Below are 21,451 nucleotides of genomic sequence, written 5' to 3' on the forward strand. Positions count from 1 at the left end.
TTAGTGCTTCCCGGTACTTCCGTACCCGCCGGCGCCGCGCTCTGTGTCAGAGAGTTCCTCCACGGCCTGCCAAGCCACGCGCTCATACCGGGCCACCACCATCTGCGCGATCCGCTCGCTGTCTTCCACTACAAAATCAACATCGGAGAGATTCACAAGCAGCACTTTGATCTCGCCGCGGTAATCGGCGTCAATGGTGCCGGGGCTGTTCACGATGGAGATGCCGTGTTTGAAGGCCAGTCCGCTGCGGGGCCTGATCTGGGCCTCGTGCCCCTCGGGTAGTTCAATGGAAAGCCCCGTGGGGATAAGCATACGTTGCAAGGGTTTAAGCGTCACAGGTGCCTCCAGATTGGCACGCAGGTCCAGCCCAGCGGAGTGCTCCGTGGCGTAAGCGGGCAGCGGATGCTTGCCCAGGTTGATGACTTTAACGGGAAGGGTGGTACTCATAGAAAGCTAATATACGAATTTATCTATTTAACTGCCGCTACGGGGGCTTTTCGCTGCAGAGGCTTTTCCACCACCCACACCACTGCCAGGAAAACTGCGCATAAGGCCAGGTGGTACACCTGCCGGAGCCAGAAATTCTCAATACCCCACGCGTACGCGAGCCAGATAAGTCCCGAGGCCAGCAACAGGTACCCGAAGATGGCTTTGATGGGATACGGCACCGGGAAATACTTCTGCCCGATGGCGTAGCACACCACTGACATGGAGAAGTAGCATAGGAACGCCGCAATGGCGCTGCCCATGTAGCCCAGCACCGGAATCAAGAGGAAATTCGCCGCCACCGTAACAATGGCCCCGAAGATGGTGATATAGGTGCCGTAATGGGTTTTATCGGTGAGTTTGAACCAGACGGTAAGGTTGTAGTAGACGCCGTTGAACAGATAAGCCAGTAAAAGAACAGGTACTATTTCCATCCCAGTGCGGTACTCTGCCTGCCCTAGGAAATATTGAAAGATGTCCAAGTTGGCACTGATGCCCAAATACGCCAAAGCGCACACAATCACAAACCACCGCATGACCACCGCAAATGTGGCCGGCGAATTCTTGTCCTGTGACTGCGAAAAGAAGAAGGGCTCCGCCGAATACCGAAATGCCTGGATCATGAGGCTCATCATAATGGCCAGTTTATAAGTAGCCCCAAATACGCCCACGGCCTGTTTATTGGTTACTCCGGGGTAAAAGCCTTCTGGCAGCCAGTGCTCCAACATGACCCTAGAGAGCATCTCATTGGTTGCTCCAGCCAGGCCCATAATCAAAATAGGGAAAGCGTACTCCACCATGGGCTTCATCTCGCCAAGATTTAACTTGAATCGAAAATCAGAAAACTCCCGCCAAAGCATGGGAATAAAAAGTAAGTTGGCAACCATATTCACTAGGAAAATATAACCTACCCCAAGATCAGGATTGTATATAACCTCCACCACTGGCCGCAGTTCGGACAGGTAATTGCCTTCATATACCTGCCGGCAAAAAAACAAGAAGAATAAATTTCCACCAATCACCAGGAAGATATTGGTAAGCCGAATAATGGCAAAACGAACTGCTTGATTCTCTAACCGCAAGCGGGCGAACGGAATGGCTGAAAGAGCATCAACTGCCATAGTAATAGCCAGCCAAACTATATACTTTTCCTTTCCAGGGTAGTCTAGCGCTTCGGCAATGGGCGATGCAAAAAGGAGAATACCAGTTGTGAGAAGAAGGCTAGAGACCAAAATAAGCGTTTGCACCTTTTGGTAGAGTTCTCTCCGGTCCACCCCAGGTTTGTTGGCAAACCTGAAAAAGGCCGTCTCCATCCCAAAAGTATACACAATGTTCAGGAATGCGACAATGGCATAGAGGTAGGTGACTAACCCATATTCTTCGCGTTCAAAAACGGTGGTATAAAGGGGCACCAGCAGGTAGTTCAGGGCCCGGCCCACAATGCTGCTGAGTCCGTACGCCGCCGTCTGCCCAACCAGTTTTTTAGCAATACTCATATCAGGGGATTGGCAGGAAAATGAGAGAGGGTAAGCGTGGTCATTTTTCCTTATGTACACCTACTCCCGTTTTGAACCTGTTTCCTGTAAAACAGACCCAAAACGGGAGTAGGCAGAAAGTTAAAGAATACTCTATTGGGTTGAACCAAGGCCGAGAACCTACTCGCCTTTGAAGGCTGGCTTGCGCTTCTCCAAGAACGCCGAAGTTCCTTCTTTGAAGTCCTCAGATCCGCAGCAGCGGCTGAAGGAATTGGCCTCGGTCTGGTAGCCGTTTTCCTCTTTGTCATACCAGGCATTCACGCAGTCCACAATCATGCCTACTGCCAGTGGTGCTTTGGCGGCAATCTTGCTCATGATTTCCAGGCATTTGTCCATCAGCCCTTCGGGAGTGGTTACGTGATTCACCAAGCCTACTTCTTTGGCTTCAGCGGCCGAGATCATGTCACCGGTCATCATGAGCTCCATGGCTTTGCCTTTGCCCACCAACTGGGTCAGGCGCTGCGTGCCGCCGTAGCCCGGGATGATGCCCAGATTCACCTCGGGCTGCCCGAAACGGGCGTTCTCGCTGGCTACCCTAATGTGGCAGGCCATGGCCAGTTCGCAGCCTCCGCCTAAGGCAAAACCGTTCACGGCGGCAATCACGGGCTTAGGGCTCTCTTCAATCATGGAAAAGACCTCCTGCCCGCGCTCGGCAAAGCGACGACCGTTCACCTCGTTCAGCTCGGCAATCTCCGCTATGTCGGCCCCGGCCACAAACGCCTTCTCCCCGCTTCCCGTCAGGATCACGCCCCGCACCTCGGGGTCATCATACACTTCCTGCATGGCGTTGTTTATCTCCTTTACCGTCTCAATGTTGAGCGCATTCATCTTGTTAGGACGATTGACCGTGATAAACAAAATGCCGCCTTTGTTTTCCAGCAGAAGGTTGTTGTATTGGACCATGTTCTATCTTCTAAACGTGTGTTTCTCCTTGAAATAAGAGGCGCAAATATAAAGAAATCCACACAGATTACGGTGCTTGCCCGCTACCCATTAAAAATACTCTTAATCGCCACTTTTTCAGCGATAAAGCTTAGGAAAGTATAAAAGTTGTTCTTAACTTAAATGTGTATATCTGGAACAGTTTTTGCACCTTCAGCGTTACACGGCATAATTCCACTTCTCTTCGCATCTACATCATATGACCACTTTTTTTAGATACGTTGTGTTTGCCATGGCGCTGGTACTCCTGGGCGCTAATGCGACGCAAGCCTCGGCCCAGAAGCCCAGAAAATCAAAGCGCGAAGCTAGTCGGCGCGGCCCCGATGGCATAAAGAAGGGCCAGACTGGCGCCAGCAACGTGGACCGGGAAATGCTCCTGGACCGCCAGAAAGCAGTTGCCTCTGCCAAGACCAGCGGCGGCATGTACTCTGGTCCGCGGTACTCCATGCCCGATAACAAGTACGATACCGGCAAGGGCGGCTTCTCCATTGGAGCCTATAAAAACAAGGCCAAGAAGGTTAAGCAGCGGAAATCTAAACGACTCATTGACAAGGACAATCCCAACGGAAAGATGTATCAGCAGAGCCTGAACAAGCGAAACCGTAAGTTCCTGCTTTTCTAACCTGCTACCCAATCATATCAAAAGCCCCTTTCACCTGTGTGATAGGGGCTTTCTTGTTTTTAAGGTGTTTTGCTGAAATCAAGGCCAAAAACATGAGCCAACAACAGAATGGCTTATTATCAGGAGTGTGCCCGATAAGAGTTCCTAAGGCTACTATTGGTAGTTATTAATTGCCACAGAAGTAACTACTACGCTATTGTAAGAACAAGTGGATAGCAAGGGTTTGACATCGGTTTGGCTTCTATAGCAGGGAGTTTTGTCAATACGTTTCAAGGCTGTTTTTACGGAAACCTGGTAAAACAAAAAGCCCCACTTTTTGGGTGGGGCTCTTCTTATTTGAAATTAACTGATGACTATTCTTTGGATTACAGCGTCCGCTTGATCTCACGCTCTTCGTAGGCTTCAATGATGTCGCCTTGGTTGAGATCGTTGAAGTTCTTGATGCTGATACCGCACTCGTAACCTTGGCGTACCTCGGACGCATCGTCCTTGAAGCGTTTCAGAGCCAGGATCTCGCCGGAGTGTACCACAATACCATCGCGCACAAGACGAATCTTGGAGTTTCTGGTAATGGTACCATCTGTCACCATACAGCCGGCAATGGTTCCCACTTTGGTAATCTTGAACACCTCGCGTACCTCTACGTTGGCAACTACCACCTCTTGTACGGTTGGCGCCAACATACCTTCCATGGCGTCTTTCACCTCGTTGATGGCGTTGTAGATGATAGAGTACAGACGGATGTCTATCTGCTCCTGCTCTGCCAGTCTGCGGGCATTGGTAGACGGACGAACCTGGAAACCAATGATGATCGCATCTGAAGCCGAAGCCAACAGCACGTCTGACTCGGAGATCTGACCAACCCCTTTGCTCAGGATGTTCACCTGTACCTCCTCGGTAGACAGTTTCAGCAATGAATCGGAAAGGGCCTCTACCGAACCATCCACGTCACCACGCACAATCACATTCAGCTCCTTGAACGTACCGATGGCCAGACGACGACCGATCTCATCCAGGGTGATGTGTTTCTTCGTGCGCATGCTCTGCTCACGCTGCAACTGCTGACGGCTTACGGCAATCTCGCGGGCTTCACGCTCCGTCTCCATTACCACGAACTTGTCACCTGCCTGCGGCGCTCCGTCAATACCCAACACCTGGATCGGCATGGACGGACCGGCTTTCTTGTGGCGCTTGCCTAACACGTCAGTCATCGCTTTCACACGACCATAGTGTGAGCCTGCCACCAGAATATCACCGATCTCTAATGTACCGGTCTGTACCAGTACGGTTGCCACGTATCCACGGCCTTTGTCCAAGGCGGCTTCAATCACGGTACCCACGGCGCGGCGGTCTGGGTTCGCTTTCAGTTCCAGTAATTCGGCTTCCAGCAATACTTTCTCCAACAGCTCGTCAATTCCTTGTCCGGTCTTGGCCGAGATCTCCTGGCTTTGGTATTTACCACCCCACTCTTCTACCAGTACGTTTAACTGGGCAAGTTCCTCACGGATCTTGTCTGGGTTGGCGGTTGGCTTATCCACTTTGTTGATGGCGATTACAATTGGCGAACCGGCCGCTTGCGCGTGGTTCAAAGCCTCTTTGGTCTGCGGCATCACACTATCATCAGCGGCTACCACAATGATAACCACGTCCGTTACTTTGGCACCACGGGCACGCATGGCGGTAAAGGCCTCGTGACCCGGTGTATCCAGGAAGGTGATGTCTTTACCAGCTTCAGTGGTTACCTGATAGGCGCCAATGTGCTGGGTGATACCACCTGCCTCACCGGCCGTTACTTTCGTTCTACGGATGTAGTCAAGCAAGGAAGTTTTACCGTGGTCAACGTGACCCATGATAGTCACAATTGGCGCGCGCGGCTGCAGATCCTCTTCGGCATCTTCTTCCTCTACGCCGCGGTTTTCATCGTCCTCAGTCGTAGCGAATTGGATTTCGTAACCAAATTCATCGGCGATGATGGTGATGGCCTCGGCATCAAGACGCTGGTTGATGGACACGAACATGCCCAGGTTCATACAGGTCTTGATTACGTCGTTCACGCTCACATCCATGAGAGCAGCCAGGTCATTCGCAGACACGAACTCGGTTACGCGTAGAATCTTAGATTCCAGCTGCTCCTGCATTCTGCGCTCATCAGCGGCGTCTGCCACGGCAGAGCGTTTCTCACGGCGGTATTTGGCACGGTTACCTTGGTTCCCGCCTTTTCCTCCGCTCAGACGGGCCAATGTAGCCTTGATCTGATCCTGGATTTCCTTATCTGTTAACTCGGCACGAGGTGCTGCTGGTGCTCCCGGACGGTTTCCGCCACCGCCTCCTGGGCGCTGACCTGGTCCTCCACCCGCTGGACGATTACCTTGGTAACCGCCACCGCCACCCGGACGGTTGCCTTGCTGTGGTCCGCCGGCTCCTGGCTGACGATTAGCCGCCTGGCCGGTGCCTAACGGACGGGTACTAGTTGCTCTGTCACCGGCGCGGTGTCCTTGCTGTTGTGGGGCGGCATTGCCACCGCCACCTTGCGCACCGGTTTTAGGTACTTCAATGCGTTTGCGTTTCTTCTTGTCTCCTCCGCCTTGGCCTTGCTGACCTGGGGCACCCGGTTGGTTTCCGCGGCGGCGCTCATCTGAAGACGCCACTGGTTTACCGCCTTTGCCACGGCCTCCGCTAACCGGAAGTTCAATTTTACCCAACACGGTCAAGCCTTTCAGCTGATCTGCCTGTGCTTTGATAGTAGACTGTGGTGCCTCTGGCGCACTTGGCTCAGCAGCCGGGGCTTGAGCCGGAGTTGCCGCTACCGGTGCCGGAGCAGGAGTTGGCGTTGGGGCAGGTGCTGCTGCCGGAGTTTCTTGTCTTGCTTCCTGTGGTGCAGGTGCAGCTGGTTTTGGCGTCTCTGCTACTGGTGCCGGTGTGGCAGCCGGGGCTGGAGCAGCTGGTTTTTCAACCGCAGCGGGGGCTTCCGGGGCTTTTGCCTCTACCGGGGCTTGAGGCGCTGGTGCAGCAGGCGCTTCTACCGCTGGTTTAGGAGCCTCAGCTACCGGCGCCGGAGTTGGAGCTGGTGCCGGTGTGGCAACTGGAGCCGGAGCAGCCGGTCTTTCAGTAACGGCTGGCGCTTCTGCGGCCTTGGCAGGCGCAGGGGCAACTGGAGCCGGAGCTTGTGCTACCGGGGCAGGTGCTGGTGCTGGCGCCGGGACCGCAGCAGGCGCTTGCTTTGGAATTGGTCTGCCTTTGGCATCCAGGTCAATCTTGCCCAGGATCTTGATTCCTGGCAACGCAGAACCACCTGCGGCGGCTGTGGCCGGAGCAGGGGCTGGTGCTTGCGCAGGAGCCTGCGGCGCCGGAGCGGCCGGTCTTGGCTGCTCAACGGGCTGCGTTCTCACCTGGTTGGATTTGATAAACATCTCCGGTTCAGGCTCAGGCTGCTTCTTGGGCTCCGGCCGATGCTCATGCTCAGCCGGCTTCTTCCCGATGTTCAGTTCTGCTGCCTCGGCCTTGGCCTGCATGGAGGAAGCAAATTCTTTCGACAGCATATTGAACTGCTCCGGGGTAATTTTTGAAGTAGGTTTATTCTCGATCTCAACCCCTTTCTTGCCCAGGAATTCTATTACCGTGGCAAGGCTGATGTTTAAGGTGGTTGCTACCTGTTTAAGCCTCATCGATCTTTCTTCTGACATGTTCAAATATGCTGTTATAATTTACTTTTAGTAGTTACTTGTTTCTTACTCATTAAAAAGGATGGGTGGCCATGACGACTTCGCGTTTTTGCCCTGTTTCCCGGAAAATAGGCCAAAATTGGCACCCACCCTCCAGTAAGGTCAAATAACCCGGCACATAAAGCGCACCACTAGTTGTTGCTTTCTTCTGAATCAAACTCTTGGCGGATGATGTTGAGCAGGTCTTCCACGGTCTCTTCTTCAAGCTCCGTTCTGCGCACCAGATCTTCCTTGCTGACGGCCATCACGCTGCGGGCTGTATCCAGACCAATGCGCTTCAGCTCGTCAATCACCCAGCTTTCAATCTCGTCTGAGAATTCAGTCAGGTCAATATCTTCTTCAAACCCTTCGGTTTCACGGAACACGTCAATCTCCAAACCAACCAGTTTACTAGCCAATTTGATGTTCTGCCCGCCTTTACCAATGGCCAGGGAAACCTGGTCTGGCTTCAGGAACACAGAGGCGCGTCCGGTTTCTTCATTTATCTTGATGCTGCTGATCTTGGCAGGGCTCAACGCCCGCTGGATGTACAGCTCCACGTTGTCTGTGTAGTTGATAACGTCAATGTTCTCGTTCTCCAACTCCCGCACGATGGTGTGGATACGCGAACCTTTCATCCCCACGCAGGCACCTACCGGGTCAATGCGGTCATCGTAAGATTCCACAGCTACCTTGGCACGCTCGCCGGGCTCTCGCACAATCTTCTTGATGGTGATAAGGCCGTCAAAAATCTCAGGCACCTCGCCCTCAAACAGACGCTCCAAGAATTGTGGAGAAGTACGGGAAAGAATGATTTTTGGGTTCCCGTTGATGATCTCCACGCGTTGCACTACCGCTCTTACCACGTCACCTTTGCGGTAACGGTCTTTGGGGATCTGCTCAGACTTAGGAATTAAGAGTTCATTGTCCTCAGAATCAAGGATCAATACCTCGCGGTTCCATACCTGGTAGACCTCGCCGGAGATGATCTCCCCTACCTGATCTTTGTATTTCTGGTACAGCAGGTCTTTCTCCAGGTCTTTCACCCGTTGGATGAGGGTCTGGCGGGCAGTCAATACGGCGCGGCGGCCGAAATCCTCTAACTTGATCAGCTCAGAAACTTCTTCGCCTACCTCAAAGTCAGGCTCAATCTTGCGGGCCTCAGAAAGGCTTATCTTATCATCATCCCAGATGTCCTCTGAGTTATCGTCCACAATCTCGCGGTTACGCCAAATTTCAAGATCGCCTTTCTCTACGTTCAGGATGATGTCAAAATTCTCATCGGTAGACCATTTCTTCCGGATCATAGTGCGGAACACGTCCTCCAAGATCCGCATCATGGTAGGGCGGTCAATGTTCTTGAATTTAGCGAACTCCGCAAACGACTCGATCAATATTGAACTATCCATGTCTTTCTTATTTAAAAGAGATTACAATCTGCGCTTTCACAATATTACTGAAGGCCACGTGCACGGGCTCCAGCAACGCTTTCTTATGTTTCTGTTTCACTTCCTCGGCCAGCAGGATGCCGTCTTCCAGCACATCCCTGATCTCGCCGGTTTTCTCTGCGCCGCCCTCAAAGGTCAGCTTCACGGAACGGCCAATATTTTTTCTGTAGTGCCGTTCTGTGGTAAGCGGAAAATCCACTCCCGGTGAGGACACCTCTATCACGTAGCTGAATTCCTCACCCATGGCTTCCTCAATACGCTTAGACACCCGACGGCTGATCTGCGCGCACTGGTCAATACTGATGCCTTGGTCACCGTCGGCGAGGATAGTCACTTTGGGCCGAACGGGGGTATCAGAGACCTTCACACTCACAATGAACAGGTCTGGCTCTGGCAAGGCTGCCTGCGCAAATTCCTCAATCGTTTTTTCCTCTAGGGCCATTCGCAATCTGGATAACAAATAAAAAGGGGGACTCTCTCGTCCCCTCCAATTCACTTTAATCGCACAAATGTACAAACAAATCCACTGAAACACAAGCAACAGGGCATTATGTACGCTTTAAGATCAGGCAAAAGAAAATCAGCGCAGGAAAGAGCAGCTTTTTCACCGGCTTCTGTTGACCAGAAAACCGAGACTGCTCACCTAGGAAATAACCAAGAACTTGCCTATATAGTTCAAAATAGATAAAGATGAATTTTGCGGCCGATTTCTCAAAAAAAGACTTAAAGCGCAGGCAAGAATAATTTAAGGAGCCAGCCGATCAACCATCACAACAGATAGGCTTCACAAGAAATATGGTAGCATAAAAAAAGGCAATCTCTTTAGGATTGCCTTTTTCTATTGTGTACTGATTTTGGGCTGTTTTCTGTAAAGAAACCCCAAAACGCAATAAGTTTAAGAGAACAACCGGAACACCACGAAGGCCGAGGCGTACGCCAAACCGGTCATGTAAATCAACTGCATCACAGGCCATTTCCAGCCTTTGGTCTCGCGGTAAACCACGGCCAGCGTGCTCATGCACTGCATGGCGAACACGTAGAAAATAAGCAGTGAGAAGGCGCGGGCCGGTGTGAAGAACGGCTGCCCGAACTCGTCTTTCTCCGCCATCAGTTTTTCTTTTACGGTAGAGATGTTCTCAGAATCGCCTACGCTGTAGATGGTAGAGATGGTACCCACAAAAACCTCGCGGGCCGCGAAGGACGTGAGCAACGCAATGCCTACTTTCCAATCATAGCCCAGCGGGCGGATGGCCGGTTCCATGAACTTCCCAAATTGCCCGGCATAGGACGCTTCCAACTTCTGCCCCGCCACGTGCGCCTCGGCATCAGCATCCTTCAGGTTCAGAGAAGTCAGCTCCGCAGCGGCGCGCTTTTCAGCCTGTTCAATGGCGTTGCCGGGACCATAGGAAGACAAGACCCAAAGCACCACCGAGATGGCCAGAATCACCTTCCCGGCCTGGAACACAAATGCCTTTACTTTCTCTACAATGGTGAGGCCCACGTTTTTCCAGCGCGGCATTTTGTAGGTAGGGAACTCCATGATGAAGTAGCTGCGCTCTTTCGTTTTGAGCACCCATTTCAACAAAGCCGCCGAAAAGATAGCCGCCAGAAAACCAATCAGGTACAAGCCCATCAAGACCAAACCCTGCAGACTCATAAAGCCCAGGAAATATTTCTCCGGCACCACCAGCGCAATCATGACGGTATAGATAGGCAGACGCGCCGAGCAGCTCATGAGCGGCGTTACGAAGATGGTGATCATGCGGTCTTTCCAGTTGTCAATGGTGCGGGTGGCCATGATCGCCGGTACCGCACAGGCCACACCCGAGATGAGCGGCACCACGCTTTTCCCGTTCAGCCCGAACTTGCGCATGATCTTGTCCATCAGGAAAGTCACACGGGCCATGTAACCAGTCTCCTCCAACACCGCAATAAAGGCAAACAGTAAGGCAATCTGCGGAATAAAAATCAGCACGCCACCAAGCCCCGCCAGAACGCCATCGGTGAGCAGGTCCACGAGCGGCCCCTCGGCTTGGGTATGAATCCAGGCATTAAGCGTGGCCACGCCGGTGTCAATGAGATCCATGGGGTAGGCCGCCCACGCGAAGATGGCCTGGAAGATCATGAACAGCACCCCGAAGAAAATAAGGTACCCGAAGATTTTATGCGTGAGCACCTGGTCCAGTTTGTTGCTGAACTGCTCGTTGTTCTCGGCCTTGGTCACGCGCATGGCATCTAGCAATAGACCATTGATGCGGGTGTAGCGGTCTACCGTTTCTGAGGCTTGCAGTGCGTTGGAATGGAAGCCGTATTTCTTCACCAGCTCCCCGATGTACTCTTTGTCATCATCGGAGAGGAAAGAAAGTTTGTGGTATTGGTGGGCGTAATGCCAGGCCAGGTAATCGTTGCTCAACTCAAAGTAGTAGCGGATCTGGCGCACCATCACCAGCAGGTTTTCCGGAATGGTGAAGAAGGTAGTTTTAGGTGCCTCCAGTTCTTGAGAAAGCAGGATTTTAAGCGCCGCCAGGCCACTACCGGTACGGGCATTCACCGGAATCACAGGCACGCCCAGTTCCTGCTGCAATTCGGCCACGTCAATCTTCACGCCGTGCTTCTCGGCCACATCCATCATGTTCAAGGCCAGTACCGCCGGAATCTTCAGATCGGCTAGTTGGGTGAAAAGCAGCAGATTGCGCTTCAGGTTAGAAGCATCGGCGGTGATGATGAGCACATCTGGGTAAGAGGCGGATTTTTTGTCGTGGAGCAGGTCAATGATCACCTTCTCGTCCAGCGACTTTGGATAAAGGCTATAAGTACCGGGCAAGTCAATAACCTGCGCCTTCAGGTTAGGGGTGAGCTGGCTGATGCCGGTTTTCTTGTCAACGGTGACGCCCGGGAAGTTCCCCACCTTTTGGTTCAAGCCGGTCAAATGGTTGAACAGCGAAGATTTCCCGGAGTTGGGGTTCCCAATCAGGGCAATCTTGGCCACCTTACGGGCAGCGGGAACAGTGGTATGCGGAACGGAGGCGGGGGCCGGCGCAAGAACTTCAGACATAGACTAAGCCTTTAACTTGATGGTAGCAGCTTCGTCTAAACGCAAGGAAAGGGTGTAATCGTTCACAATAATGGTAATGGGGTCGCCAAGGGGGGCACGGCTGTTGAGTTTCACCTCCTCGCCGGGAATACAGCCCATCTCCAGCAGTTTCAAAGACATTTCGGGGTCGGTTAAGCAACAGATCACGCCCTTCTCCCCTATCTTCAAATCCCGCACACTCTTTTGCTCTCTTTGCACCTTGCTTCTCTTATTTAGACTTGTTATAAACAGCTGCAAGGTACAAGGTGTTCCTTTTGAATCCAAAAAGAACCCGATGTTTTGCGTTTCAGCCCGTTACCGGCCCGATTTTGGCTTGTATTTCTACTGATTTTTGTCTATATTTCGTGAAAACAATCTAAAAACATGTCACTTTTCTCTTCTAACAACCCAGCGCTTAAAGAAGAAGCGTTTATGCAGGCGGCCGTTCCACAAGCCGTGGAAGGCCCAGTCATGACCCTGAACGGTACCATCGCAAAATCTGCGCTGCTACTGGGTATTGTTCTGGCCTTCGCGGTATTCTCCTGGGATCTGTTCGCCGTGATGGGGGTGCCCCTGCCGTTCCTGATGTCCATTCCGTTGATTGGAGTGGGTCTGGCCTTCCTGATTGTCTTTAAGAAACATTGGGCGGCTTACATCGCGCCCATTTACTGCGCCCTACAGGGATTGTTCCTGGGCGGCGTTTCCGGCATTCTGGAAACGAAGTTCCCTGGCATCGCGAACCAAGCCATGCTGTTGACCTTTACCGTGTTCGGCAGCATGCTGCTGCTGTACAGCACCCGCGTCATCAGGGCCACCGAGCGTTTCAAGTCTATCATCCTTACGGCCACCTTCGGGATTTTCTGCTACTACATGGTCTCTTTTGTGCTGCAGTTCTTCGGCGTAGAGATGGCTTTGATTCACAGCACCGGTACGGCCGGCATTATCTTCAGTGTTTTGGTAGTAATCATCGCAGCCATGAACCTGATCCTGGATTTCGACACCATTGAGCAGGGTGTAGCCTATGGCGCTCCCAAGAACATGGAGTGGTACGCCGCTTTCGGACTGGCTGTCACTTTGATCTGGCTGTACATTGAGATCCTGCGGCTGCTTTCCAAACTAAACAGCCGTAATTAATAGACAACTCGCGTTTTCTACGACCGTACATACCTCTATATCAATCTTGTACGAGTATGCCGAAGACGAAAAAAGACCAGAAAAAAGAAGACCCATGCTGGAAAGGCTATGAACAAGCCGGCATGAAAGACAAGGACGGCAAAAAGGTGCCTAATTGCGTAAAGAAAGACTAACCCTTTAACATAGAAAACGCTACTGAGATTTCAGTGGCGTTTTTGTTTTATTCAAGGTAAAAAGCCGCTTTAAACCCGTTTTACAAAAAACAGCACCTAAACGCTATTCTTGAAAGCACACCTCCAACAAACTATCTCAATACTATTTCATTTTTACAAGAAGACAATACATAATAAAGCGAATCCTAAAAATTTTCGTTTCAGAACTCACCTCCTCCATTCATGGGTTCAAATTATCCAAGTCTGCTCTTCCAAACAGACGTATGAGGTGTGAGTATTTAGTATCTTTGCCGTTGCTTTATTGTCTGGCTTACTCTAAAACACCATTTTATGCTTCTATATATTGATCCGGGTTCCGGCAGTATGCTCTTTCAAATTTTGATGGCAGGTTTACTTGGAGGCCTATATGCAATTAAAACCTTCTGGAGGCAGATTAAAACTTTCTTCCAGAGGATCTTTGGGAAAAAACCTAAGGCCTAACAGGTGGCATACGCAGAGGTGACAATCGGATCGTATCGAGATCCTGACGGATTCATTTTCCAGACAGAGAACGGGCTGTTTAGGCAGGTAAACCATTCCTACGCAACTACCTATAGGCACTTGTTTTCCTCCGGCCTTTATCAGGAGCTAACCGCAGCCCAGTTGCTTGTTGAGCACGTTGAAACAGAACTTCCTGCGTTAACGCCCGAAAGCTGGTTAGTAATTCAACCACACCGCATTCCGTTCATCTCTTACCCTTATGAGTGGTGCTTCAGCCAGTTAAAGGATGCCGCTTTGCTCACCATCCAACTCCAACAGAAAGCCTTGGCACAAGGCATGAGTTTGAAAGATGCTAGTGCCTATAATGTGCAGTTCCTTCACAGCAAACCCATCTTCATTGACACGCTCTCATTTGAACTATACGAAGAGGGTAAACCATGGGCAGCCTATCGGCAGTTCTGCGAGCATTTCTTAGTGCCTTTGGCCTTAATGGCTCATACAGATATCAGTTTAAACCGTTTGTTGCTCTCTAACCTAGAAGGCATTCCGCTTCATTTGGGAAGCAAGCTCCTGCCTTGGCAAACCTATACAACTTTTGGCCTGCTTTTGCATGTTCACCTACATGCAAAAGCCCAGGTGAAGTATACTGCCCAAGAAAGTGGTTCTAAAATCAAACAAAAACCAATGTCCAAAAATGCACTCCTACAGCTATTGGACAGCCTTACCTCAACTATCAAATCACTCTCCTGGAACCCAGATAAAACAATTTGGGCAGATTATTACCAACACACGAACTACCAGACGGAGGCAATGCGCCACAAAGAAGGGGTGGTAGAGCAGTTGCTTCAAAAAGCCAATGCCAAAACCATTTGGGATCTAGGCGCGAATACTGGCCGTTTCAGCCAAATCGCGGCCAAAATGGGTAGCCAAGTAATTGCCATGGATTTTGACATTGGCTCCACCGAAATCCACTATCAACAGATTAAAGAAGAAAAGAACACGGCTGTCCTCCCATTGGCAATGGATTTAACTCAGCCCAGTCCAGCTATTGGTTGGATGAACAAGGAGCGAGAGAGCATTTTCACACGCCCAAAGCCTGAGTTGATCATGGCCTTGGCCTTGGTCCATCATCTGGCTATAAGTCACAACCTTCCGGTTTCCTATTTAGCCTCCTTTTTGGCGGGATTAGCCAATTACCTCATCATTGAATTCGTGCCAAAATCAGATTCTCAGGCACAGAGGCTCTTGGCAAGCCGAAAGGATATCTTCACCAATTATACCCAAGCTGTATTTGAGGAGGAGTTCTCCCGCTTTTTTCAAGTAGTGGAGAAGCATCCTCTTGACGGCACAGAGCGAACCTTGTATTTAATGCAAAAACGATGAAAGGCATCAAGAGCCTTGCTTGGCATCCCTTTCTGGGGAGCTTATTCCCCGTACTTTTCCTTTTTGCTTACAACAGCAGCTACATTCCTTTTTCCGAACTCCTGATCCCTACGCTGGCAGTTCTCTTTTCGTCCGTGCTTCTCCTATTTACGGCCAAACTGTTCCTCCCCACATGGCAGAAAGCCGGTATTCTGGTAAGCACTTGGTGGCTTCTCTTCTTCTCCTATCAAGCACAAAGAGTGCAAATTATGAGTTGGTTTGGGGAAGCAAGCGCACGTCATTCCTATGTACTCTCAGTTAACCTGCTGCTTTTGTTAGCTATATTTTTAATCCTTAGAAAAAGCAAAAGCTCTCTTTACCCGCTTTCCAGAATCCTTAATGTGTTCGCTGGCATCCTCGTTATATTTCCGGTAAGTCAGATTCTATATTTTCAGGGTAGCCATTTGGTTTCAAAGGCATCTATCCAACCCATAAATCAGCGTAAAATTCAAGGACTGGGAACAAGACCAAGCCAGAGACCAGACATCGTTTACATCATTTTGGATGGTTTTGGCAGGCCCGATAACTTACAGAAAAGCTATAACATAGATCTTGAGGAGTTCACTAAATTTCTAAAAGCTGAAGGCTTTCTTCTACCTAACCAAAGCAGTGCTAATTATGCTCGTACGGCCGCCTCTCTGGCCTCTTCCCTAAACTTCGACTATCTCCAGAACCTACCCGGGTATCACCCTAAACTCACCTACCTGGATCTCCATAAAATCACAGAAGAAGCCACGGTATTACGTTTGCTTAGGAAAGAGCAGTACCAGTTATTTGGCTTTGCCACAGGTTTTGGAAATGCGGAGCTCACCAAACTTGCCACATACCTTTCCCCCTTCACCCAACCATCACCGCTGAGGGAAATGCTTTTTTCTATGTCTCCTTTACAGATCATAGAAGAAAACGCTATGCTATACAGACAATATGTTGATCTTAAGACCAAGTTATTTCACTACAAAGAAGCTCCTGCAGACAAGGGGAAACGCCATTATGAGTTAATTCAATTTGCCTTGGACAATGTGCCTCACTATGTGGGATTAGAGAACCCTTCCTTCGTGTTTGCCGACATCTTTGTGGGTCACCCTCCGTTTGTCTTCAATGAGCAGGGCAACTATCAGAAACCAACCTCAAAGCAGGAAAACTTTATTGCAGACGGAAGCGATCTTATTCCCTCTTACCCCGGCGGGAAAGAAGCATATATGCAACAGTACAGATCCCAACTCCTTTTTCTAAACAAAAGGATCATGACCTTGGTAGAGCGCATAAAACAACAGGCAAAAAGGCCCACCATCATTATTCTGCAAGGCGACCATGGCCCAGGCGCCAACTTTCACCAAGAAGATGCCACAAAGTCCAACCTCAGGGAACGATTTGCCATCTTTAACGCCATTTACCTTTCAGGCAAAAACGCCCCTCCTCTTCCAACAGATTTAACCCCAGTAAATACCTTCCGAATTCTTCTAAATCAGTATTTTCAGACGAAACTACCCCTTCTTCCAAACCGACAGTTCTACTCTCCGGGAAATGAGCCAGGTAGATTTACAGAGGTCACCCAAATTCTTCAAAAGAAAGAGAATCCACTTTAAGCCCGTTTTACAAAAAACAGGCCCTCAATGACTATTCATTAAAAAACACCCGCTTTACCCGCGTACTCACGTTAGTCAAAAGCTCATAGGGAATCGTTCCGATGCGGGCAGACAGTTCCGTGAGCGGCAATTCCGCACCAAAAATCAGCACCTCGTCGCCAGCCCGCACATCCAGGCCGGTGACGTCTACCATACACATGTCCATGCACACGTTCCCAATGATAGGCGCGCGCTGCCCATTGATGAGCACCTCGCCCACGCCATTTCCGAAGCGGCGGTCGTAGCCGTCGGCGTAGCCAATGGCGATGGTAGCGGTTTGCTTCTCGACCTCGGCAATGCCGCGGCGGCTATAGCCCACGGTTTCACCGGCTTTGATGGATTTCACCTGCGAAACGGTGGTTTTGAGCTGTCCTACCGTCTGCAGGCTGCTTTGCTCTTGTCCCGCGGCCTCAATGCCGTAAAGGCCAATTCCCAGACGCACCATGTCAAAGGCAGCCTCCTCCCCAAAACGCACGATGCCGGCGGAGTTGAGGATGTGTTTGGTCACAGCGTAACCCAGTCCTTTTTCCACGGTGGTGGCCATCTGCCGGAAATTGGAAATCTGCTCACGGGAGAAATCATTGTACAAGGCCTCATCGGCGCCAGCCAGGTGACTGAAGACGCTTTGTACGCGTACGTGCGGCATTTGGTCCAGCACTTCCAGGGCTTCGGTCAGTTCTGCGGCGTCAAACCCCAGGCGGTGCATGCCGGTATCCAGCTTCAGGTGGATACGGGGCGTTTTGCGGCTGTTTTTGGGAAAGTAGTCCAGAAACCGGTGCAGCAGGTCCGGGGAGTAGATTTCGGGCTCCAAGCTGTACTGCTGCATCTTCAGGAAACTGTCGGGGCTGGGGTTCATGACCATGATGGGCAGCGTGATACCATGCTCCCGCAGGGCAATGCCTTCATCGGCGTACGCCACGGCCAGGTAATCCACGCGGTGGAACTGCAGCAGGTTGGCGATCTCGTAAGCACCCGCGCCGTAGGCGAAAGCTTTCACCATGACCATGATCTTAACTTGGGTCGGCAGCTTGGCGCGGTAGAAGTTGAGGTTGTGCACCAGCGCATCCAGGTTCACCTCCAGTTTGGTGCCGTGGATCTGCTGCTGCAGGGCGGCCACGATCTTCTCGAACTGGAACACCCGTGCGCCTTTCACCAAGATGGTTTCCTGCCGGAAGGTCTCGGAGCGGAGCTGGCCCAGAAAGGAATCAGTGCCCAAGTAAAACTCGCTCCCGGCGGGGAAAAGGTCTTGGTGGCGGGTGATGATGTCCCCGATACCAATGACGCGGTCCACGCCACGGGCTTTTATTTCCTGCGCTACCTGCTGGTATAGGGCATGCTCCTCCACTCCGGCTTCCAAGAGATCAGAGACGATGAGCGTTTTGCGGCCCCGGCGGGCCTGCTGACCCAGCACATCCAGCGCGATGCGCAGACCGGCCAGATCGTTATTATAGGTATCATCGATGACGTAACAGCCGTTGATGGCCTCCTTCCGCTCCAGGCGCATGGCCACGGGGTGCAGGCGCTCAAAGCGACTCGCCAGTTCCTCGGGCTTCACGCCCACGTACAGCAGCACCGCCAGGCAATGGAGCGCGTTCTCCAGCGAGGCCTCATCCGAGAAAGGAAGCGTGAGGTCCTGGCCTTTGCCATCGTAGCGGAATCGGACTTTGGTTTTGCCGTGGTGCATCTCCAGCACTTTCAACTGCACCTGCGCCGCGGGGTGCTCATGGGTGCTCCAGGCAAAGGTTTGCAGACCGGCCTCCTGGATGGCTTCATAGACGGCGGGCTGATCGGCGCAGAAGATAAGCTTCTCCACGTGGGCAAACAGTTTCAGCTTTTCCTGCAGTTTCTGAGTTGAGGAGGAAAAGCCTTCATCGTGCGCCGACCCCAGGTTGGTGAACACGCCAATGGTGGGCTGCAGCACGCTGGCCAGGTGCTCCATCTCGCCGGGGAGGGAAATTCCGGCCTCAAACACCCCTATGGAATGACTTTCGTTGATCTGCCACACCGAAAGCGGTACCCCGATCTGGGAGTTATAGCTGCGGGGGCTTTTGACCACCCGCTCAGAGGCGCTCAACAGCTGCGCCAGCCACTCCTTGACAATGGTTTTGCCGTTGCTCCCCGTAATCCCGATGACTGGTATATTGAATTTTCGACGATGATAGGCCGCCAATCGCTGCAAGGCATGAACGCTGTTGCTCACCAGCAGCACGTTGGCCTCTGGATAGGTAGACAGGTCCATAAGCCCCGAGGCGTCTTCCACCACAAACTGCCGCACGCCGGCAGCGTACAGCTCGGGCAGGTATTGGTGCCCGTCATGGAATTCCCCCCTGATGGCGAAGAACACCGAGGACACGGCATTAGCTATTTTGCGGCTATCGGTGAGCAGGTGCTGGACGGGATAGGTGCCATTGCACTGCACCAACATGCCGCCCACCACCTGGGCAATTTCTTTGAAAGTAAACATGACGCGGTTATCTGTTATCCAAATATACAACAGAAGGCATACCGCCAAACACCCTCCTGTTTATTGCTGCCGCCGGCCAAAGAATCCGTTTTGAAGCCGATTTTCAAAAAAGGACGTTAAAATAGCCGGAACCCGCCCAGGACCTTCGTTATTGCCAAACACAAGGGATGTTTTGGGCAGAAATAGCTGCGTATTAGGCAGTACGCGGAGCAAGGGCTACCTTTGTGCTCCTGAAAAAAATTACCGTGAAATTCAATCGTTACCACATAGCTGCCGTCAGCGCCTTTCTTATCTGGGGATTTATCCCGTTTCCGCTTAAAGCTTTATCTGGTTTTCCCAGCAGCCAAATCCTTTACTTCCGCATTCTGGTAGCGGTACTCACCTTGTTGCTCATCTCCGGTACTACCCGCCGCGAGCAGTGGCGCCAGACGTTTCATAGGTTCAAAGAAAACGGGCCCATAGAAAAGCGGAGGTTCATTCTATACACCTTGCTGGGCGGGGCGCTACTCACCATCAATTGGCTGGCGTTCATCTACGTGGTAAACCACGTGGACATCCAGACAGGCTCTTTCTCCTATCTGCTTTGCCCTATCCTTACGGCCACGCTGGGCTTCCTGATTCTGCATGAGCACCTGCGGGTGCACCAGTGGGTTTCGGTCGGACTGAGTCTGATGAGCTGTCTTCTGGTGGGCACGGATTCTATCTATAACCTGCTGTTCAGTTTGCTCATCGCCTTCTCTTACGCCTTCTACCTCATTACCCAGCGCCTGCTCAAGGACTACGATAAAATTGTTTTGCTCACATTACAGTTACTGCTGGCCTTCATGTTCATCGGGCCCAGTTATCCGTGGTTTGTGGGGCAGGAGGCGCAGCCTATTACGGGTCATTTTGTGGGACAGATTGTGCTGCTGAGCTGGCTATTCACTGTAATTCCGTTGTTTTTGAACCTGTATGCGCTCAAAGAACTGAAATCGGCTACGGTTGGCGTGCTCATGTATCTCAACCCCATCATCAACTTCACCATGGCATTCCTGTATTTCGGCGAGGTCACGAGCCAGCAGAAAATTCTAGCTTATTTGGTAATTTTCGCCTCGGTGATCTTGTACAACTTACCCATCGGGAAGAAAAAAGGAATACCCGCTTCTGCCTAGGTTTGGGCGTCATGCAACCTTCGGGGTTGTTTTCGGCTCTTGTGTATAGATAAGGCAATGTAGCCTCACCTAGTGAACACATGTTATGAAAAGCATTTGGTATTTGGCATTGACGGGCCTGCTGCTCACAGGCTGTGCCCAAACAGAAAACCTGACCTCCACGGAGGAAGCCGTCTTTACCCAGGGAGCCAACCTGACGCTACAGCTGCAAAAGCCCGTGGCTATTGGTGACCTCACGCTTAATCTGCAAAAGGTAGACGAGAGCCGCTGCCCCATCAATGCCAATTGCGTCAGGGCGGGATCTGCCATCACCTATCTGCAGCTGCAGGATACCCGAGGCAATAGCACCACCAAGGTTCTGTACCTGGGAGATCCGCTCACGGTGCCCGATAACCGGGGCTTCCGAGACGCCGATACGGTCAACGCTACTTTGGGCAGTAAAACCTACCGCCTGATTCTAACCGAGGTTCTGCCGTTCCCTAACACCACAGACCAGAATCCGCCAGAGAAAACCGCCAAGGTATCGGTGACAGCCTTATAAACTTTGATTTTTTTGAAGGGAAGCGAGCCCGCGGCGAAAGCTGCGGGTTTCGTTTTTTATGCCCGTTCCTGTTTAGGGTTCTGACCCACATTTTGTAAAAACAGCCTCAAAACAGAACAAGGATAACCCAGTAAGAATACATCTCACACCTTCACACTTGGCAGCAGTTCTACATTGCAAACATGATGCTGTAAACTGAATTCCCTCCTTGTCTTTTTTCTCTTATCCGCTTTAGAACTGTTATTCAGAAATGAGACCTAAAACATTGGTTCATCTCAGCTCCTCTTTGCCAAGGGCCTGCTTGGTTTATGACCTAAGCCTTCAATAATCGCTTGAGATATTCTCTTTCTTCGGCTCCGAATCTAAGATGTAACCCTCTCTTTGAAATCCATAGTCCAAAATCACCTTGAAAGTTGGCTTGAAGCTTATGTAAGGTACCAATTTGCCCAATACATCATAGGCTAAAAAGTGGGATAAGATGTTAACAAAAGAGGATTTGCAGCTTAAAATTATAGATTCGTCAATAATACACTTAAAAAAACTTCAATTTTTAACAGAAATATATTTTCACCCCTAATGAATTACAAAAGTGCGTTTTTTGGGCGTTTTAGGCCCTTTTTTATTAATCTGATGTAGTGCTTTCGCAACTCCTCC

The 21,451-nt window shown here is 51.1% G+C and carries 15 protein-coding genes; 6 read left to right on the plus strand and 9 right to left on the minus strand.

Annotated features, from left to right (window positions below; translation table 11 throughout):
* The 3 genes from dut to FOA19_RS05760 all read right to left on the minus strand — a co-directional run bounded on the left by dut (position 1) and on the right by FOA19_RS05760 (position 2,924).
* Positions 1–447, minus strand: a complete 447-nt coding sequence (dut, locus tag FOA19_RS05750; protein ID WP_149089806.1) for a dUTP diphosphatase — start codon at positions 445–447, stop codon at positions 1–3.
* Positions 448–470: 23 nt separating this feature from the next.
* On the minus strand, positions 471–1,982 hold the full coding sequence (locus FOA19_RS05755) for a lipopolysaccharide biosynthesis protein (RefSeq protein WP_149089807.1): 1,512 nt from the start codon (positions 1,980–1,982) through the stop codon (positions 471–473).
* A gap of 159 nt (positions 1,983–2,141) precedes the next feature.
* A complete protein-coding gene (locus tag FOA19_RS05760; protein ID WP_149089808.1) occupies positions 2,142–2,924 on the minus strand; it encodes an enoyl-CoA hydratase/isomerase family protein in 783 nt (260 codons plus the stop codon).
* A gap of 238 nt (positions 2,925–3,162) precedes the next feature.
* On the opposite strand from FOA19_RS05760, the gene FOA19_RS05765 reads away from it, so the two are divergent.
* Positions 3,163–3,585 carry a hypothetical protein gene (locus FOA19_RS05765; RefSeq protein WP_149089809.1) on the plus strand — a complete coding sequence of 141 codons (423 nt, stop codon included), beginning with the start codon at positions 3,163–3,165 and terminating at the stop codon, positions 3,583–3,585.
* A 365-nt stretch (positions 3,586–3,950) separates the two neighbouring features.
* On the opposite strand, the gene infB is transcribed toward FOA19_RS05765, so the two are convergent.
* The 5 genes from infB to FOA19_RS05790 form a co-directional block, all read right to left on the minus strand.
* Entirely contained in the window at positions 3,951–7,268 is a 3,318-nt protein-coding gene (gene infB / locus FOA19_RS05770; protein WP_149089810.1) for a translation initiation factor IF-2, read from the minus strand.
* Positions 7,269–7,438: 170 nt separating this feature from the next.
* On the minus strand, positions 7,439–8,695 hold the full coding sequence (gene nusA, locus FOA19_RS05775) for a transcription termination factor NusA (RefSeq protein WP_149089811.1): 1,257 nt from the start codon (positions 8,693–8,695) through the stop codon (positions 7,439–7,441).
* A gap of 7 nt (positions 8,696–8,702) precedes the next feature.
* Positions 8,703–9,176, minus strand: coding sequence for a ribosome maturation factor RimP (locus FOA19_RS05780; protein ID WP_149089812.1), 474 nt, complete (start codon positions 9,174–9,176; stop codon positions 8,703–8,705).
* A gap of 453 nt (positions 9,177–9,629) precedes the next feature.
* The gene (feoB, locus tag FOA19_RS05785; protein WP_149089813.1) at positions 9,630–11,789 is read right to left on the minus strand and encodes a ferrous iron transport protein B; all 2,160 of its coding nucleotides are present in this window, start codon (positions 11,787–11,789) and stop codon (positions 9,630–9,632) included.
* A 3-nt stretch (positions 11,790–11,792) separates the two neighbouring features.
* Positions 11,793–12,026 carry a FeoA family protein gene (locus FOA19_RS05790; protein WP_223808749.1) on the minus strand — a complete coding sequence of 78 codons (234 nt, stop codon included), beginning with the start codon at positions 12,024–12,026 and terminating at the stop codon, positions 11,793–11,795.
* A gap of 165 nt (positions 12,027–12,191) precedes the next feature.
* Between FOA19_RS05790 and FOA19_RS05795 the strand changes: the two genes are divergently transcribed.
* The 3 genes from FOA19_RS05795 to FOA19_RS05805 all read left to right on the plus strand — a co-directional run bounded on the left by FOA19_RS05795 (position 12,192) and on the right by FOA19_RS05805 (position 16,602).
* A complete protein-coding gene (locus FOA19_RS05795; RefSeq protein ID WP_149089814.1) occupies positions 12,192–12,941 on the plus strand; it encodes a Bax inhibitor-1/YccA family protein in 750 nt (249 codons plus the stop codon).
* Positions 12,942–13,597: 656 nt separating this feature from the next.
* Positions 13,598–14,977 (plus strand): class I SAM-dependent methyltransferase, encoded by a 1,380-nt coding sequence (locus FOA19_RS05800; protein ID WP_149089815.1) that lies wholly within the window; start codon positions 13,598–13,600, stop codon positions 14,975–14,977.
* Complete coding sequence (locus FOA19_RS05805) at positions 14,974–16,602, plus strand: sulfatase-like hydrolase/transferase (RefSeq protein WP_149089816.1); 1,629 nt, start codon at positions 14,974–14,976, stop codon at positions 16,600–16,602. The genes FOA19_RS05800 and FOA19_RS05805 overlap by 4 nt, the downstream gene beginning before the upstream one ends.
* 31 nt (positions 16,603–16,633) lie before the next feature.
* Here the strand turns inward: FOA19_RS05805 and FOA19_RS05810 are convergent, their stop codons facing one another.
* On the minus strand, positions 16,634–19,105 hold the full coding sequence (locus FOA19_RS05810) for a bifunctional UDP-N-acetylmuramoyl-tripeptide:D-alanyl-D-alanine ligase/alanine racemase (protein WP_149089817.1): 2,472 nt from the start codon (positions 19,103–19,105) through the stop codon (positions 16,634–16,636).
* A 245-nt stretch (positions 19,106–19,350) separates the two neighbouring features.
* On the opposite strand from FOA19_RS05810, the gene FOA19_RS05815 reads away from it, so the two are divergent.
* The gene (locus tag FOA19_RS05815; RefSeq protein ID WP_223808750.1) at positions 19,351–20,256 is read left to right on the plus strand and encodes an EamA family transporter; all 906 of its coding nucleotides are present in this window, start codon (positions 19,351–19,353) and stop codon (positions 20,254–20,256) included.
* A gap of 85 nt (positions 20,257–20,341) precedes the next feature.
* Complete coding sequence (locus tag FOA19_RS05820; protein WP_149089818.1) at positions 20,342–20,797, plus strand: hypothetical protein; 456 nt, start codon at positions 20,342–20,344, stop codon at positions 20,795–20,797.
* Positions 20,798–21,451 lie beyond the last annotated feature (654 nt).

It is taken from the genome of Rufibacter hautae, from assembly GCF_008271695.1.
GTDB lineage: Bacteria > Bacteroidota > Bacteroidia > Cytophagales > Hymenobacteraceae > Nibribacter > Nibribacter hautae.